We start from the raw sequence: 17,363 nt of genomic DNA on the forward strand, positions 1-17,363 counted from the left end.
AAACAAATTGGCAGGCTTGGCTTTTGCTCTGTTTGGGAGGTGATTTAATATCTAATATTATTTTTAATAGATTTAGAAAAATGCGTTTCTTCGTGAATTATTCATTTTTTTTGGAATTAAATGGCAAAATTCATATCTGGTAAAGAGCTTGTTGAAGCAGTAGACGAAATCATTTACTCAGCCAAGTCAAGGCTTTTAATTATATCACCCTACATTCGGCTTGATGAGCATTTCAAAGACCTCTTTAAAAGTCATAAAAGTAATGCTGATGTTGAAATTATAATTGGTTTCGGTAAAAATGAAGAGAATGTATCAAGAAGCCTGAACCATTCTGATTTTGAATTTTTCAAAGACTTTCCCAACATAGGCATCGTGTATATCCCTAACCTCCATGCTAAATATTATTCAAATGAAAAGGTTGGGCTTGTAACCAGTATAAACCTTCTAGACTCATCTTTTCGGAACAATATAGAATACGGTGTTCTAGGTGAGCCTAATCTATTAGGAAATGGTGATAAATTTGATTTAGCTGCATTCGATTATAGTAGTAAAATTCTCAAAGATGGTTATGCAGTTTTTGCCAGAAAGCCCAACTTTAAAAAGAAATTATTTGGTCTTGCAAAGGATTATGTAGGATCAACAACAGAATGGGATATCATCGATGATTTAGTCTACAATCGAAGACTTGAACCGCATAATATTTTCGAATTCTTGGATAAAGAAAAGTTCGTGAAGTTTGACCAATCTCCAAGACCTAAAAGGCAAATTCAAGAAGATCAGTTTAATGTTCAAAAGTTTAAGAATAGAATAGATGAACATACTGGCCACTGCATAAGATGTAATTCAGACATAAACTACAGTGTTGATAAGCCATATTGTTATAGCTGCTATCAAATATGGGCTAATTATGGCAATTATGATTATCAAGAAAACTTTTGTCATTCTTGTGGTAAAGACGAAAGAACAAGTATGGAGAAGCCTGAATGTTATTCATGTTATATGTCTTAAATGTCTTGATTATTACTAATTTCATTGAATGCTTCTCTACCCCATACAGCCGAAAGACGCGCTTAACCAAGCTTACCGAAAAGTAAAGCCTTTTAGAAATGATGTTGATGCGTTTAGGCAAAACTTACTCTACCTCATTAGTCAGGTAGATGATGCTAAAGACGAGGAAAACCACAAAACCGAAATGCGGGATTTTCTCAAAAAGACCTATTTCGGAGAAGATTACTACTTTAATGTAAAGCAGAATATTGACTGGGCGATTTTCAATGGCCCTAAAAGCAGCGATTCGGTTGGGGTGATTATTGAAGCGAAAAGACCCACCAATAAGGCCGAAATGGTAACCAAAGACAACCTGAACCGCAAGGCCTTTCATGAGCTGATCTTATACTACTTGCGCGAACGCATCACGGAGAAAAACCTCGAAGTTCGGCACCTTATCATCACCAATATTCACGAGTGGTTCATTTTCGATGCGCAGGTTTTCGAAAAGCTGTTCGCCCAAAATAAGAGCTTTGTTAGGCAGTTCGAGCAATTTGAAAGCAAGCAACTTTCTGCTTCCAACACTTCGGTTTTCTACAACGAAATTGCCAAACCATTTTTAGATAAACTCGAAAGTGAAATTACTTTCACCCATTTCGATTTAAAGGATTACGAAACAGTTTTAAAAAAGGGTGATAGCGAAAGCAGCAAAAAACTAATTGCGCTGTATAAGATTTTCTCTCCAGAGCATTTGCTCAAACTCAATTTTGCCAACGACAGCAACAGCCTCAATAAAGAATTCTACAAAGAACTTCTTCACATTATTGGCTTGGAAGATAAGAAAGAAGGCGGCAAGCACATTATTCAGCGCAAAGCCAAAGCACAACGTAATGAGGCATCACTTTTAGAAAATACCATTAAGCAGCTAGATAAGCGCGATCTTATTTTTCAGGTGGAAAAACCAACCCAATATGGCGCTTCTAAAGAGGATCAACTTTTTGGAGTGGCGCTGGAGCTTGTGATTACTTGGGTAAACCGCGTACTTTTTCTCAAGTTGCTCGAAGCCCAACTGATTAGCTATAACAAAGACAAAGCCTTTGCTTTTCTGAATGCCGATTTGATTCATGATTATGACGATCTAGACGACCTCTTCTTTGGCGTTTTGGCCAAAAGGCCTGAAGAACGTGATGAGGAAAACCACAAAAAATTTGGCCATGTACCCTACCTCAACAGTTCTTTGTTTGAATCCACTTCCTTAGAAGCTTCAACGCTATATGTCGGTTTGTTGCGCGATGAACGCCAGTTGCCTTTGCACAACCAAACGGTGTTGAAAGATAACAACGGCAAACGTAAAAACGGTGAATTAAGCGCGCTGCACTATCTCTTTGCTTTTCTCGATGCCTATGATTTCAGCTCTGAAAACGGAGAGGAAATTCAAGACGAAAAGAAAACGCTTATCAACGCTTCGGTGCTGGGCTTAATCTTCGAGAAGATTAACGGCTATAAGGATGGCTCTTTCTTTACGCCCGGTTTTATTACCATGTATATGTGTCGCGAAACCATTAGAAGGGCGGTTTTGCAGAAGTTTAACCAATCCCTGCTTGAGGAGGGTGACCGTAGGTCGGGAGGTGAAGAAAATACCGTTGAGCTTTATGAAACGTTATCCGACTTGTATAGAGATATTGGTCGTGGAAAGCGGTTTAGCTTTGTTCAAGCCAATGAATTGATCAACAGCCTAAAAATCTGCGACCCTGCGGTGGGTTCTGGTCACTTTTTGGTTTCGGCTTTGAACGAATTGATCGCCATTAAAAGCGAACTGGAAATACTGATTGACAAGGACGGAAAGCCCTTGCGCGATTGCACTTTTGAAGTGATTAATGATGAATTGATTATTAAGCTTGACGATGAGCTTTTTCAGTACAACCCTAAAAACCCAACGAGTCAGCGCATTCAGGAAACGATTTTTCATGAAAAGCAGACCATTATTGAAAACTGCCTTTTTGGGGTTGATATTAACCCAAACTCTGTAAAAATTTGCCGCCTTAGGCTTTGGATTGAGTTGTTGAAGCATGCTTACTATCGTCAAAGTACAAAGGATCGTCACCCTGAACTCGTTTCAGGGTCTGCCAGTGATGAGATGCTGAAACAAGTTCAGCATGACCAGCTACGGCAACTAGAAACCCTCCCAAACATCGACATCAACATAAAATGCGGCAACTCGCTCATCAGTCGTTTTGGGCTAAACGAAGACCTGAGCGGAATCCTTAAAAAATCAATGAAATGGGACATTGAGGTGTATAAAAACTTGGTATTGGATTATAAACACGCCAACAACAAAGAGGAAAAGAAAGGACTAGAACAACTCATCGGACAGATTAAGAAAGACTTCCGCAGCGAGATTGCTAAGAATGATAAAAAAGTAATCCGTAAGAATAAACTGGGCGGAGAACTCTTTAACCTTACCCAAGAAAGCCTTTTTGAGGAAAGCGCTGCCCAAAAGAAAAAGAGAAAAGCCGAAATTGAGAAAAAGGAAAAGGAACTCAACAAGCTTTCTACAGAAATAGAAGAAATCGAAAGAAACAAGATTTACGAAAACGCCTTTGAGTGGCGCTTCGAATTTCCTGAAGTGCTAAATAATAATGGCGACTTTCTAGGCTTCGATGTGGTGATTGGAAATCCGCCCTACATTAGGCAAGAAGCTTTTTCTGCCGATAAACCCTATTTACAGCAACACTACCAAACCGCAGCAGGCACGGCCGACCTCTTTGTGTATTTTGTAGAAAGGGGAATGAACGTATTGGCACAAAATGGCCAATTCATTTACATTTTACCTAACAAATGGATGCGGGCCGGCTATGGCAAAAACCTGCGCAATTGGGTAGGCCAATTCTCTATCGAATCTATTGTAGACTTTGGTGATTTGCCCGTTTTTGAAGAAGCCACTACTTACCCCTGCATTTGGCATATGAGCAAATCCGCCAATGCCGAACCCAACTTTAAAGCCACCACCATTGAATCACTAGATTTTGAAGTGTCTTTGGGCGAATATGTAAAGCAAAACCAGTTTGAGGTTAACCAAAGCCTATTGCCAGAAAACGGCTGGACGCTTGTGAATGACAAAATTCAGCGCCTTTTAGAAAAGATAAAAAGCCAAGGAACGCCACTTGGCGAGTATGTAGAGGGTAAAATTTACAGAGGTGTATTAACTGGTTATAATGAAGCCTTTGTAATTGATGAGGCTACCAAAAACCAACTGATTGAAGAAGACCCCAAAAGTGAAGAAATCATTAAACCGTTTTTAGCTGGCCGAGACATTAAACGATATCAGCAGCCCAAGAGCGATAAGTATTTGATTTTTACGCGAAGGGGAATTGACATTGACAATTATCCAGCAGTTTTAAAATATCTCAGTCAAAATAAAACCAAGCTTGAGCCTAAACCAAAAGACCATAAAGGGGATTGGCCAGGAAGAAAACCCGGTAGCTACAAATGGTATGAAATTCAAGATGCTGTGGATTATTATGAAGAGTTTGAGAAGTTTAAAATAACCTGGCCTGAAACTTCATTAGATAATCAGTTCACATTTGTTCAACCAGGAGACTATCTCAATAAAACGAGCTTTTTCATTCCCAGTGAACACAACTATTTATTGGCAATTTTGAATTCGAGAGTTTCCAAATTCTATCTGGACTCCATTGTTTCCAAAATGAGGGGAGGGTATTTCTCATTGTCAAAGGCCTATGTTGAAACCTTAAGAATTATTGATTCTAATATTAATGAATTCAGTAGTATCAATTCCAAAGTCGACCAAATCCTTTCTCTCAAAAAGGCCAACCCAAAGGCAGATACTTCAGCCTTAGAGCGCGAAATTGATTTGATGGTGTATGAACTGTATGGGCTAAGCGAAGAGGAGATTGAGATTGTGGAGGGCACCAATGAATAGTAAAAACTGTTTATGGCCATCAATAACGGAAATTTAAAGAATGGATACGTCAAAGTATAGTTTGCTTCACTATATGAGTAAATAAAATTATTTTTTAATGATTTTACTTAACTTATCTGCCTATAATACATCAAAGACGATGATTAGACGGGTTTTACGCTGTCTTTACATCTCCATGCCAGAAGAATTATTCCTCTGGCTTCTTTAAAAAAGAGGTTAATAATTTTTAAAAATTAAGCAATAAGTTAATTTTGCCGAAACGAAAAGCTATATTAATCAGTTCATCAAGTAATGGAAGGAAAGCCATTTACGTTGATGTTGAGAATGCAGCACAGATTTTGGCATTTTTAGGCAGTAAACAATCGTACCTCAATAAATTTGAAATTGTAAAGGATTTGATTCTTGAGAGAAACATGCCACCAAGGGATTTATACGATAAAGAAGATTTTGAGAAAGGGTGTGAACATATTACTGCAATTAAATTGGCCAAAGGGAAGGACAATCCCAGAATCTATTGTCAGCAATACACACATGCTGAAAAAAAAGTGTTCGTAATTATTGCCTGCGAATTACTTGAAAAGAAAAAGTCTGAAGGACTTACCAATAAAGAAAAACAACTCATCAGAAAAGTAGCCAAATACGACTATGAACTTGAAGACTAAAAAGGATATTCAAAGTGCATTTGCTCAATTATCGTCAAACCAAACACCAGAGCAAAAGGTAGAAGGTAAAGCCAGTGCTTTAGCCCTCACGTTTCTTGCAGAAATCGACAAGGCCATGGCGGCTAAAAAAATGAACAAAAAAGAGTTGGCCTTGGCTGTAGATACATCTGCATCTTATATCACTCAACTATTCAGAGGAGATAGAAAACCAAACTGGACGATGCTAGTGAAAATGAGCGAAGCGTTGAGTTTAGACTTCCACATTACCACGAAAGATGATTTTTATGCGTCCATGTATTCTCCAAAAGGAGACAACAATGGAATGTGGGTATACAAGAATTTTGACAAACAGAAACAGGACTTCACAACATCTGCCTTTGATGACTCTATAAACCCAATAGCAGTATGAAAGCGAACGTCTCACCTCTAAAACTGCTCAATTTTTACATGCTCGAAAATCATTTTCGATTCGAGGAGCCTGAAAAGGATGTGAAGAATGTGCTTGAACTATTCGATAAATACGAGATTGAGATTGACTTTTCTCACTTCACTTTAGAAAACGACTTTTTCGAAGCCCACGTTAAAGTTCAAGTAAATGCAGACCAAAAACATAAGGGTTATGTTTTGGCTGCTTCTGGCTATGGTGTCTTCAAACTCTACGAACATTCAGAGATGGAAGAGGGCGTTAAGGATAATTTAAAAGGTTTTTCTTCGGTAAGTATAGGGATTAACTGCATTAGAAATTTGTTCAGTACTTCTACAGCAAACGCACCTATGGGTAGATATATTCTGCCCGCAATTGATATTCAGTCGTTATTTAGAGATAAGGAAGGTCAGCAAACTAAAGCTTCATGATCGAAGGAATTGTTTAGATTCTTACCAACCCTGCCATGAAAGGTTTGGTGAAAATTGGAATGACAACTCGTGAAATGGTTGATACCCGCAAGGGTAAATTGTGCAATAAGCCTTAGAAAAAGGAAACACCAATAATTCTAGAGTAAGAGATATTTGTAATGTTAGTAAAGCTACTGCAACTAGATACTTGACAGAACTTGATGGAGAGTTTCTTGAAAGAGTTGGTAAAACAGGTGAAGGAACCTACTACATTATAAAGGGCTCGTAAAGGGCTCATGATTTAATGGGTTAGATGAATTAAGAGCCAATAAGTAACTGTTAATAATCATTTTACTACGATTAAAGACAAATAATGGATTCAGAATGAAATCTGAATAGAATAACTGCGGATAGAAATGGTTTACTTTTAGTTAATGCTGTGAAAATTTAAGAAAGATAAATTAGAGCAAATGGGAATTACGCTAACCGCCATCACTAACGTGTCATTACCGCCCAACCACGGCAAAGCGTATTATGTTGCCGTTTTAGAAAAACTAAAAGCACTCAATCTTTCAACCACCTATATAGATCATAATGGCAAAGAATGCATTGATGATACGCCTTGGCGTTACTACAAAGAGCTGGTTTGGCTTGAGTCGAAAAACAGAGAAGAAGAAGTAGGTGTCGTTTTTGAAAACCCTACTTGGTACGAACCAATACTTTACCCAGAAGTTGGCTATATTATGACAGACCACAGGTACAATTTTTTATTTGATGCAGCCTTCTACCAACGCACTCGGCCAAATATTGAAAAGTTAGCCAAGGCTTTGGGCGGTACAGAAGTAATTTGGCTTAGTGACGCGGAACCACTTTGGAAATATGAAGAATTGGCCTACGATGCCGAAACCAGTTATGAAGAAATTAAGACGTTAATGCTTAAAGAACTTGGGCTGCCCATTACCCAACATTCAGTGCTAGACCCAAATAATGATAATCATTATTTTTTAGATAAATTTGAAGTGTAAAGTCACTGTAACCACGCCTTGCGAGTGTGATCGCCCTCAGGACTTTGTTTTTTACTGATAAAGTTTGGATCTGAGCAGTCGCCTCGCGAACGAAAAGATAGCGCTCTCTCCAGCCAGCCTTTGATTTTGTGGATTTTTTCAGATATTTAAGACGATGATTAAACAGGCTAAACTCTGTTTTCACATCTCCATGCCAGAGGTTAACCCCTCTGGCTTTTATAGATACACCTATAAATCCTAATCAACCCCTTTCCCAAAAACGATCATGTATTTTTCTACCTTTGTATTTCTTTGGTTCAGGCTTAAGAAAACAACATTGGGTTAAAGCTTTATGCTGAAAAACGACAATTTATCGGACGAGGAGGTAATTGCATTCTTGAGAGCAGGAGGCCACGAACGCTATTTCGAGATCATTACCAGAAGGTATGAGACTTATATTATTAAGAAGTGTCGTAGCTACGTAAAAAATGAAGACGTTTCGGAAGATCTTTGTCAGGAAATTCTGATTAAGGTATTTATGCAGCTCAAGAATTTCCGCAGCGATGCAAAGTTCAAAACCTGGCTCTATTCCATTATTCACCACACCTGCATAGATTATTTACGGAAAGAGAAAAAGAAAACGCACACCGTAATTTCTGAAAAATTGATGGATGAAATGATCGACTTGGTGGAAGAAGATGTACTGGACAAAGACGCCATGGAAACGGCTTTGTTCAAGTTATTGGAAGACATTACTCCTGAAGAAAAGTTGATTCTACTGCTCAAATACAAAGAAAAACACTCGATTAAAGAGATTGAGCAAACCATGGGCATTTCGGAAAGTGCCGTGAAAATGCGTCTTTCCAGGGCCAAAGAAAAAATCAATAAGCTATATTCTAAATACAGCAATCACGATTAACCTATTCTGCAAAGTAAACCCGTTTTACCCGGTCGCTCACATTGGTGAGAATTTCGTAAGGAATTGTTTTGGCCTTTTTAGCCAAATCTGAAATGGTTGGCTTCTCTCCAAAAATAATGACGGTATCGCCTTCTTCGGCTTCAATATTAGAAATGTCAATCATCGTCATGTCCATACACACATTACCAATCACTTTGGCCATTTGTCCATTCAGCATTACCTCTCCATTACCGTTACTGAAGATTCTTGAAAAGCCATCGGCATAACCAATCGCAATGGTGGCAATGCGCATGTTTTTGGTCACTTTCCCTTTTCTTCCATAACCAATCGTTTCCCCCTTCTTCACATTTCTAATTTGTGAAATAACCGTTTTCAAAGTGCTAATCGACTTTAGCTCATGCTGCAAGTTACCACTGGGTTCAATGCCATAAAGGCCAATGCCTAACCGTACCATATCGAATTGGTATTCGGAGTAAGCTACAATGCCTGCGGAATTCAATGCATGCTTTATGGTCTTTATACCCAATTGCTGTTCTACTTTTTCAGCATAAGCTTTAAAGGTTTGTAATTGCTGAAGAGAAAAGCTCTTGTGCTCTGCCTCGTCAGATGCCGCCAAATGCGTGTACAAACTTTGTACTTTAACATGGGGCAGATGCTTAATTTCATTAACTAAAGCTTCCAAATCTTCTGGGTCAAAGCCTAAACGATTCATACCAGTATTGATGGTAAAGTGGCCTTTCAGCTCAATACCCTTTTTCATATAAAACTCTGAAAAAACTTTTAGCTGCGCGAAACTGTAGATTTCAGGCTCAATATTATAAGTCACCAAATTAGGTAAATCTTCCTCCGAAGGGTTGATTACCATAATTGGAAGGTTGATTCCTGCTTTTCGTAACTGTACGGCCTCATCTACATAAGCCACACCCAAATAATCTACCTTATGAAACTGTAAAAGGTGTGCAATTTCAGACCCTCCACTTCCATAGGCCAGAGCCTTCACCATAATCAATAGTTTGGTATCTGCTTTTAACTGTTGGCGATATACATTAAGGTTGTGCGTCACCGCATCTAAATCAATTTCTAGTACTGTGCGGTGAATACGCTCGGTTAACTGCTTCGCGATTTGCTCAAAGCCAAAACTTCTGGCGCCTTTAATCAGAACAACCTCTTTTTCAAAATTATCTGTCGAATGTTGAAGAAAGTCTTCAGTAGTTGGGTAAAACTTGGTTGAAGACGGAAACAAGCTTTTAAAGTCAGCCAATTCGCTCCCAATGGCATAGAGCTGTGTTATGTCTTTTTCTTGTACCAATTCTGCCACGCGCGCATATGTACTTTCTTTCGGAGCTGACTGCGGAATGTCAGAAAGAATCAGTGATTTTTGGGGGTAATGCTTCTGTTGAGACAAAAAGTCGAGCGCAATTTCAAGCCCAGCCAAATCATTATTGTAGGTATCATCTATAATGTAGGTCTGGTTAATTCCCTTTTTCAGCTCCAGCCGCATTTTTATAGGCCGTAGAGCATCAATTCCTTTTTGAATTTCAGAAGGCGACCAACCATTAAAATATGCAAAGCAGATACAGTGCATTATGTTTTCTACATAAGTCTCATTAACTGAATGTAGTTTTAAGGTAAAGGTCTCGGTTTTACTTTTCAGTATAAAAAACGAACCTTCTTTTTTTGCTACTTGAAGATCGGCTTCAGAATTAAATCCCCAAGAAGTTTTATGCTTGGGTGGCTTTTTCATTCGGCCAATACCTTCATTAATCAGGGGGTTATCATTACAATAGTAGAGCTGGTCTATAGCTTCAAATAGAATAAGTTTTTCGTCTAACTTTTGTTCAATCGAGGTAAAGTATTGCTCATGGGCCGAACCAATATTCGTAAGGATTCCGTGCGTAGGCTGAATTACCCTTTTCAAAGAAGTCATTTCGCCTGGTTCCGAAATGCCTGTTTCAAAAATTCCCAAGTCGTGTGCATCACTCAAAGGCCAAACCGAAAGTGGCACCCCAATTTGCGAATTGAAGCTTTTCGGGCTCTTGCATATGTTCTGTTTTTCGGAAAGCATTTGAGCCAACCATTCTTTTATAATGGTTTTTCCGTTGCTGCCTGTAATTGCCACTACATGCTTATTAAACAAAGCCCTTTTGGCTTCCGCTATTGCCTGCAGCGCCCTAACGGAAGAGGCTACTTTAATAATATTGATTTTTTCAGAAAAGGCTTCAATTTCCTTTTCCACCACAAAATTTTGAAATCCTGCTTTAATTAATTCAGGAATAAAAGAGTGGCCGTCATGGTGTAGCCCATCAATAGCAAAGAAAAGCCCCGACTCTAAATCAAAAGCCTTTCTACTATCGGTCATTAAATGTGCTATATCATGATCTATTCCTATAGATAGATATTCGCCATCTATTAATTCAAAAATCTGTGAGAGTTTCAAGGCTTAAAATTAGAAAAGTTTAGCACCATTCGGCACGGCCTTGTCAGGTCTAGCCAAAATTATATTTCCGTCCTTATCAGGAAAACCTGTCACTAAAATTTCTGATTTAATATTAGCGATTTGTTTTGGAGGGAAATTCACAACACACATTACTTGAGTGTTAAGTAAATCTTCTTTCTTGTAGTGGTGTTTTATTTGTGCACTAGATTTCTTAACACCTATTTCGGCACCTAAGTCCACGTGAAGAATCCAAGCCGGCTTTTTTGCCCTTTCAAAATCCTCTACTCGTACAATAGTGCCTATCCGAATGTCAACTTTTTCAAAATCTGACCAACTGATAAGATTATTCATATAAGATTATTGTTTACAGAGTTTTAACACTAAGTTAGTGGTTAGGTAAGAAAACTAAACAAAATAAAATATTGACCGTTTAGATAATTGCGATTTTTTATTAATTTTATCGCCCCATGAGATAAATACTATGAATAGACAACTACTTCGTATCTTCACTTTCGGAATTTTAGGGATGTCAATGCATTCTATGAGTGCCTTGGGTCAAGAGGGTGAAGAAGTGCTTTTACCTATTCCTAGGCAAGAAAATGTGGCTACTCAAGATAGTATTCTTCCTGTAGATTTTCATACGGAAGGAAAACGTGATCTACCTCGAAGCACTTCTGAGTCGACCATTTTAGGCACCGAGCTAAATTCTATTACTCTAGAAAAATCAACAGAGAAAAAGAACAACCAACCAAAAGTTGCCAATAAAGAAGATAGCCAATCTGCGCTGTCATTCAATTTTCTTTACTACATATTCTATAAATTTAAGCCCTCAGAGGTTTTTGAGAAGAAATAAATACCTTCTTTAACCTCTTTTGACCTTTTGAAAATTCATAGTTGCAATGGAGTTGCATTTACGCATACTTTTGGCCTTATGATTCTCAAGCGTCTATCTTTATTAATTCTACTTCTCGGCTTTTTTAACTATTCTGGCATAGGTCAAACCAATTGTGACTTAAAACTCTCTGGAGTTATTGTTGAAAAAAATAGTGGTGAAACAATTCCTTTAGCCACAATCGAAGTTACACACACTCAGAATGGGGCAATTGCAAACGAAAATGGTGAGTTTGAGATAACGAATCTTTGTTCAGGAAGCTATGAAATCTTAATACGATTTGTTGGCTATACTCCTTATAAAGAAACCATTAGCATCACTAAAAACACTAAGATCCAGGTAGAATTGGTTCCTGAAATCAAAGATTTAAGCGAAGTAACAGTTGAAGCTGAAAAAGCGGAAGAAATTGCAACCTTAAAACAACTCGAGTTTAAAAAAGAAGAGCTTTTTAGAAAGAGTGGCGAATCTTTAGGAAAGACTCTTTCAGGTATGTCTGGAGTAAATATGCTTCAGACAGGCCCAAATATAGCCAAGCCAGTAATTCACGGCTTACACAGCAGCCGTATTCTAATTTTGAATAATGGTATAAGACAAGAAGGTCAGCAGTGGGGACAAGAGCATGCGCCAGAAATTGACCCATTTGTAGCGACTAATCTTCAATTAATTAAAGGGGCTGCGGCAGTAAAATATGGTTCCGATGCAATTGGTGGTGTTATTTTAGTAAATCCACCAGATTTACCAGAAACAGCAGGTATTTCTGGCTCATTCAATGCCGTTGGCAATTCCAATAATGGCATGTATACTGGTAGTGCCATGGTGGAAGGAGGAATTGAAGGACTTAATGGCTTTGGCTGGAGACTTCAGGGCAGTTATAAAAAGGCTGGAGATTCTAAAGCACCAAATTATAGACTTACTAACACCGGTACACTAGAAAAAAATTTTTCAATTGGGCTGGGTTATCATAAAGAAAAAGGTGGGCTGGAATTATACTTCAGTAGTTTTGATGCCGAAATGGGTGTGCTCAGAAGTGCTCATACAGGAAACCTCACCGATTTAGAACGCGCTATTGGAAGTGACAGACCGTTATACATCAGCGAATTCAGTTACGACATCAATAATCCTAGGCAACACGTTCAGCACCAACTACTCAAATTAAATGGACATACAGATTGGAGTAACCTTGGTACTTTTAACATGCAATATGGGCTTCAGAGAAACCAAAGAAAAGAATTTGACATTAGACGAGGAGGCCGATCTACCATTCCTGCGCTTTCGCTAGAGCTCATCACTCATACTGTAGAACTCGACTTAGACATGAAGCCGATTGGTGATTTTAAGGGAGATATTGGCGCAAGTTTTCTTTTTCAAGGAAATTCTAACGACTCAGAAACTGGCATTAAACCATTGATCCCCAATTTTGACAATTGGACTGTAGGGGTACATGGCATATGGCGATACATTCAAAATTCTTATGAATTGGAAGCGGGAGTTCGATATGACTATAAACATTACCTAGTAAAACGCTTTGACTCACAAAACAACCTTCTAAAGCCAGAATTTGATTTTAATAATATTACCGGCTCGCTTGGAGCCGTATTTTTTCTTCCTTCAGGCTGGAATTTCAGAACCAATTTAGGAACTGCCTGGCGTGCGCCTCATATTAACGAGCTATACAGTGGGGGGCTTCACCATGGCTCTGCAGCCATTGAAATGGGAAATGAGAACCTTTTAAGCGAAAAGGCCATTAAGTGGATCAGTAGCTTTGAAAAGGCCTCTGAGAACTTCGATGTAAATATATCTGCTTATTACAATTACATATATGATTACATTTATTTAAGACCAGAGAATGTTGAACTGACCATTCAAGGCGCTTTCCCTTTATTGAGTTACACTCAAACAGATGCTTCGTTTATTGGGCTAGACACAGATCTAAAATATCATCTCAATGAGCATTTTGATGTTACAGGTAAACTGTCACTGATAAAGGCAGAAGATCAGTTGAATAACGGGCCGCTAATCAATATTCCGGCCAATAGACTATCAGCCGGAGTTACCTACAATTTTAATGACGGTTGGTTAAAAGAACCATACATTTCACTATCAGCCGATATGGTAGACAAGCAAAGAAATGCACCAAGGGTGGTGAGTATTTCTGAAGTAATAGAAGCGAATGCCACAAATTCGGATCTTTTCACGAACGATAAAACCGTATTTGACTTTTTGGCAGCACCGGCTGGTTATACCAATTTTGGTTTTAGCGTTGGCTTTAAAGTGCCAGTATCAGAAAACTACATTGCCGTTTACGCTTCTGTTGAAAACATGTTCAACAATAGCTATCGTGACTACATGAATAGATTACGCTACTACTCAGATGAGGTAGGCCGGAACTTTAGTATAAAACTGAATTATAGCTTTTAAAAGGCCTACTTAGATTGGCTTACTATAAACTTCTCTATGTCTTTAAGAGTCAAGTTACCTTCGTAATATGCTCTTCCAAAAATTACAGATTTAACACCAATTTCTTCTAGCTTTTTGATGTCATCTATATTTCTTACTCCACCGCTGGCCAACACGTGAATTCCTTTAAAGCGAGATACGATTTCCTTATACATCTCGAAGTTAGGGCCTTCTTGAATACCGTCTTTAGCTACGTCTGTGCTCTTTACATATTTGAGTCCACGCATGTAGTAGTAATCAATATGATCGAACAAATCAATATTGGTGTCTTTTTGCCATCCTCTAATGGCTATTTTCCCATTCCTAGCATCGGCTCCTAAAATAATTTTTTCTCTTCCGTAAGAAACAAGCCAAGAACCAAACTGCTCTTTATCTGAAGTAGCAATGGAGGCAGCGGTAATTGAAGTAGCTCCATATTCGTAAGCTTTACTGATATCACCATCTGTTGCGATACCTCCACTATAGTCTACTTTTAGTTTTGTGTAGCCCACTATAGATTCCAAAATATCATAGTTTACGGGAGTGCCACTTCTTGCTCCATCTAAATCAACGATATGGATTTTCTTTACCCCACAATCTTCAAACCTTCTAGCAATGTCTACCGGACTGTCTTTGTAAACAGTACCATGTTCGTAATCACCTTGTTTTAAGCGGGTTAGTTTTCCGTTGATAATCGATATAGAAGGAACAATTTTTATCATATAGTTGGGAATATAAAGCTTACAGAGCCAAAATTAGCAGTTTCTAACACCAAAAAGAAAAAAACGATATTAATATTATGTTAGAATTCAAGCCAAGTAAAATAGGCCTTTTGAGTCAAAATTCAAAGCGAAGAAGGGCGAAATATTAACTAGTTAAAAGACAACACCTTTTAATTACCTATTCCTTTTCTGCATGTCCCTCCGTTATTAACTTAAAACCAGACCCATGAATGGTAATGATTTGAACCGATTCATCTGCTTTCAACATTTTTCTGAGCTTAGCAATGTACACATCCATGCTTCGAGCATTAAAATAACTATCGTCTCTCCAAATAATTTTCAACGCAGTGGATCGGTCTAAAGGCTGGTTTTCATGCAAACACAATAACCTTAAAAGCTCAGATTCTTTGGATGTAAGCCTATTCTCACCCCCATCCCAAGAAAGTATCTGTTTATCAAAATCAAATCGAAATGAGCCAAACTCAAAAATCTTTTGATCTGAAATTTGAGGATTTTTTTCAGCCGTCCTTCGAAGTATGGCTTGTATACGCAGTAGCAATTCCTCCATGCTAAAAGGTTTGGTGATGTAATCGTCACCTCCAATTTTAAAGCCTTCAATGGTGTCTTCTTTCATAGATTTGGCCGTGAGAAAAATAATTGGAGTTACTTTATCATCTCTCCTAATCTCTTTAGCCATAGAAAAACCATCCTTTTTTGGAAGCATCACATCAAAAAGACAAAGATCGAAAGCTTCGCGTTTGAACGCCTTAACGCCCTCCTCACCATCGCGGCAAAGCTTCGTTTCATACCCTTTTAGCGAAAGGTATTCGTTTAAGATTTGACCCAAGTTAGGGTCGTCTTCTACAAGTAATATTTTAAAACTAGCCATGATTGAAAGGTAAATATACTTTAAATGTGCTTCCTTTTCCTAGGTCGCTTTTCACTGAAATGGTTCCTTTGTGCATTTCAACAATGTTTTTTACGTAAGATAGCCCAAGGCCAAACCCTTTAACATCGTGAATATTGCCTGTAGAAACACGGTAAAATTTTTCGAAAATTTTGTCAATATCTTCTCGGCTCATACCAATGCCCTTATCGGATATTTTAATGATAACGCCTGTTGAAATGTTTTCTGTTCTAATATGTATTTCTGGCGGTTCTGGAGAATACTTATTGGCGTTATCTAACAGGTTATAAATAATATTAGTGAGATGCACCCTATCTGCTTCAATTATTGGGTTTGAAGCCAACAACTGACTGGTAATTGAACCTTGACGTTTTTGAACCAAGATGTCGATGTTAACCAAAGCCTTCTCAATAATATCATGCACATCGGCAGTTTCAAATTTCAACCTAAAGTCTTTTTTATCCAGACTAGCAATTTGAAGTACCTTTTCTACTTGCATCCCTAGCCTTTTATTCTCGTCACGAATAACTTGTATGTATCGGTCTACTATGCCTTCATTCTTGCGAAGGTCGGCATCTTGAAGTGCTTCGGTAGCCAAAGAAACCGTAGCAATAGGCGTTTTAAACTCGTGCGTCATGTTATTAATGAAATCGTTCTTGATTTCAGAAATCCTTTTCTGACGAAGAATAACTACAACAGCGTATGTAAAACAACCAATCAAAATTAGCATTAACAGCCCTGAAGCTGATAGCGGCAACAAACCCTGCTTCAATAGAAATTGCTTTTGGCTCGGAAAATAAACGCTTAGAAAATAATCTTTAGGCTGTAAATCTGTTGGAAAGAGGTTGGCCTGTAATTTTGAGTTTTTGATATTCTCTAAATCATCTACACTTGAAGTATTTATCAAATTGGTCTTTCCCGTTCTACGTTCAATAATTCCGTAATTGTACTCTAAGTCAATCCCGCGATTCCTCATTTCCCTTTTTAAAAGCGTATCTAACTCTGCTGGGTTTACCCTAGAAAAGAGGTTGTTACTTCCTACCAAATGTTCTGCCCAGTCTTTCTGAATAGACCTCCACCTATTCTTCATTTGTTGCTCTAGCTGAAATCTCTCCTGATCAAAATTTGGGTTGGCCTGATCATAAAAATCCTGAATCAAAGCATCAAAATTTACTTGAAAGTTAATTCTCTGATTCACCTCGTCTATTTCTACACCAAATTGTATCAAACTTTGATCAACATAAGGCACAGGGCGCCTGTTTTGAGGCCGGTAGAAACTTGATAAACTATCCCCTTGCTGCATTCGCTCTGGCGGACTCGGCATCATTTGGCTAACATCCGTCTGCAAAAAGTTGGTGTCGTTTAAACGGGCCAGCTTATTAGTGACTTCATTCAGTGCTGTCTGAACATTTTGAGTAAACCGCTCTTCGTTTACCTTAGTTACTTCCTTGATCCAATAAAACTGGAAGAAGATCAAACCAAGCATGGCTATGCTCAGCAATCCTATCAACCATCTTATCTTCATTCTACTCATGGTTCAAAAGTACTTTAATAAAACGGTCATGGTTATGGGCTTAACAAAAATTAACATGATTTAACCGCCTTTTAACAATGCCATTT

At 38.2% G+C, this 17,363-nt stretch carries 14 protein-coding genes; 9 read left to right on the top strand and 5 right to left on the bottom strand.

The annotated features are described in order from the left end of the window. The first annotated feature begins 120 nt into the window (after positions 1 to 120). The 7 genes from OB69_RS08765 to OB69_RS08795 all read left to right on the top strand — a co-directional run bounded on the left by OB69_RS08765 (position 121) and on the right by OB69_RS08795 (position 8,349). Positions 121 to 1,008 carry a phospholipase D family protein gene (locus tag OB69_RS08765; protein ID WP_053223346.1) on the top strand — a complete coding sequence of 296 codons (888 nt, stop codon included), beginning with the start codon at positions 121 to 123 and terminating at the stop codon, positions 1,006 to 1,008. A 28-nt stretch (positions 1,009 to 1,036) separates the two neighbouring features. Further along, on the top strand, positions 1,037 to 4,930 hold the full coding sequence (locus OB69_RS08770) for a class I SAM-dependent DNA methyltransferase (RefSeq protein ID WP_053223347.1): 3,894 nt from the start codon (positions 1,037 to 1,039) through the stop codon (positions 4,928 to 4,930). A 251-nt stretch (positions 4,931 to 5,181) separates the two neighbouring features. Further along, the gene (locus tag OB69_RS08775; RefSeq protein WP_053223348.1) at positions 5,182 to 5,592 is read left to right on the top strand and encodes a hypothetical protein; all 411 of its coding nucleotides are present in this window, start codon (positions 5,182 to 5,184) and stop codon (positions 5,590 to 5,592) included. Continuing rightward, positions 5,576 to 6,001, top strand: coding sequence for a helix-turn-helix domain-containing protein (locus tag OB69_RS08780; RefSeq protein WP_053223349.1), 426 nt, complete (start codon positions 5,576 to 5,578; stop codon positions 5,999 to 6,001). Before OB69_RS08775 ends, OB69_RS08780 begins: the two co-directional genes overlap by 17 nt. Beyond that, complete coding sequence (locus OB69_RS08785) at positions 5,998 to 6,447, top strand: protein-export chaperone SecB (protein ID WP_053223350.1); 450 nt, start codon at positions 5,998 to 6,000, stop codon at positions 6,445 to 6,447. The genes OB69_RS08780 and OB69_RS08785 overlap by 4 nt, the downstream gene beginning before the upstream one ends. A 449-nt stretch (positions 6,448 to 6,896) precedes the next feature. Continuing rightward, positions 6,897 to 7,451: a hypothetical protein gene (locus tag OB69_RS08790; RefSeq protein ID WP_053223351.1), complete on the top strand. Its 555-nt coding sequence runs from the start codon at positions 6,897 to 6,899 to the stop codon at positions 7,449 to 7,451. A 331-nt stretch (positions 7,452 to 7,782) separates the two neighbouring features. Next, positions 7,783 to 8,349 carry an RNA polymerase sigma factor gene (locus OB69_RS08795; protein WP_053223352.1) on the top strand — a complete coding sequence of 189 codons (567 nt, stop codon included), beginning with the start codon at positions 7,783 to 7,785 and terminating at the stop codon, positions 8,347 to 8,349. Between the two features lies 1 nt (position 8,350). On the opposite strand, the gene OB69_RS08800 is transcribed toward OB69_RS08795, so the two are convergent. Continuing rightward, on the bottom strand, positions 8,351 to 10,786 hold the full coding sequence (locus OB69_RS08800; RefSeq protein WP_053223353.1) for a bifunctional UDP-N-acetylmuramoyl-tripeptide:D-alanyl-D-alanine ligase/alanine racemase: 2,436 nt from the start codon (positions 10,784 to 10,786) through the stop codon (positions 8,351 to 8,353). A 9-nt stretch (positions 10,787 to 10,795) separates the two neighbouring features. Continuing rightward, positions 10,796 to 11,137, bottom strand: a complete 342-nt coding sequence (locus OB69_RS08805; protein WP_053223354.1) for a tRNA-binding protein — start codon at positions 11,135 to 11,137, stop codon at positions 10,796 to 10,798. Positions 11,138 to 11,267: 130 nt separating this feature from the next. Between OB69_RS08805 and OB69_RS08810 the strand changes: the two genes are divergently transcribed. Then, a complete protein-coding gene (locus OB69_RS08810; RefSeq protein WP_157608526.1) occupies positions 11,268 to 11,639 on the top strand; it encodes a hypothetical protein in 372 nt (123 codons plus the stop codon). 78 nt (positions 11,640 to 11,717) lie between these two features. Then, positions 11,718 to 14,096 carry a TonB-dependent receptor gene (locus tag OB69_RS08815; protein ID WP_053223356.1) on the top strand — a complete coding sequence of 793 codons (2,379 nt, stop codon included), beginning with the start codon at positions 11,718 to 11,720 and terminating at the stop codon, positions 14,094 to 14,096. Positions 14,097 to 14,101: 5 nt separating this feature from the next. Here OB69_RS08815 and OB69_RS08820 read toward each other — a convergent pair whose 3' ends face one another. From OB69_RS08820 to OB69_RS08830, 3 genes are all read right to left on the bottom strand, one after another. Next, positions 14,102 to 14,836 (bottom strand): 1-(5-phosphoribosyl)-5-[(5-phosphoribosylamino)methylideneamino]imidazole-4-carboxamide isomerase, encoded by a 735-nt coding sequence (locus OB69_RS08820; RefSeq protein ID WP_053223357.1) that lies wholly within the window; start codon positions 14,834 to 14,836, stop codon positions 14,102 to 14,104. Between the two features lie 178 nt (positions 14,837 to 15,014). Continuing rightward, positions 15,015 to 15,725 carry a response regulator transcription factor gene (locus OB69_RS08825; protein WP_053223358.1) on the bottom strand — a complete coding sequence of 237 codons (711 nt, stop codon included), beginning with the start codon at positions 15,723 to 15,725 and terminating at the stop codon, positions 15,015 to 15,017. Next, positions 15,718 to 17,268 (bottom strand): sensor histidine kinase, encoded by a 1,551-nt coding sequence (locus OB69_RS08830; protein ID WP_185096888.1) that lies wholly within the window; start codon positions 17,266 to 17,268, stop codon positions 15,718 to 15,720. The genes OB69_RS08825 and OB69_RS08830 overlap by 8 nt, the downstream gene beginning before the upstream one ends. Positions 17,269 to 17,363: the final 95 nt, after the last annotated feature.

It is taken from the genome of Roseivirga seohaensis subsp. aquiponti (genome assembly GCF_001267955.1).
Lineage (GTDB): Bacteria > Bacteroidota > Bacteroidia > Cytophagales > Cyclobacteriaceae > Roseivirga > Roseivirga seohaensis.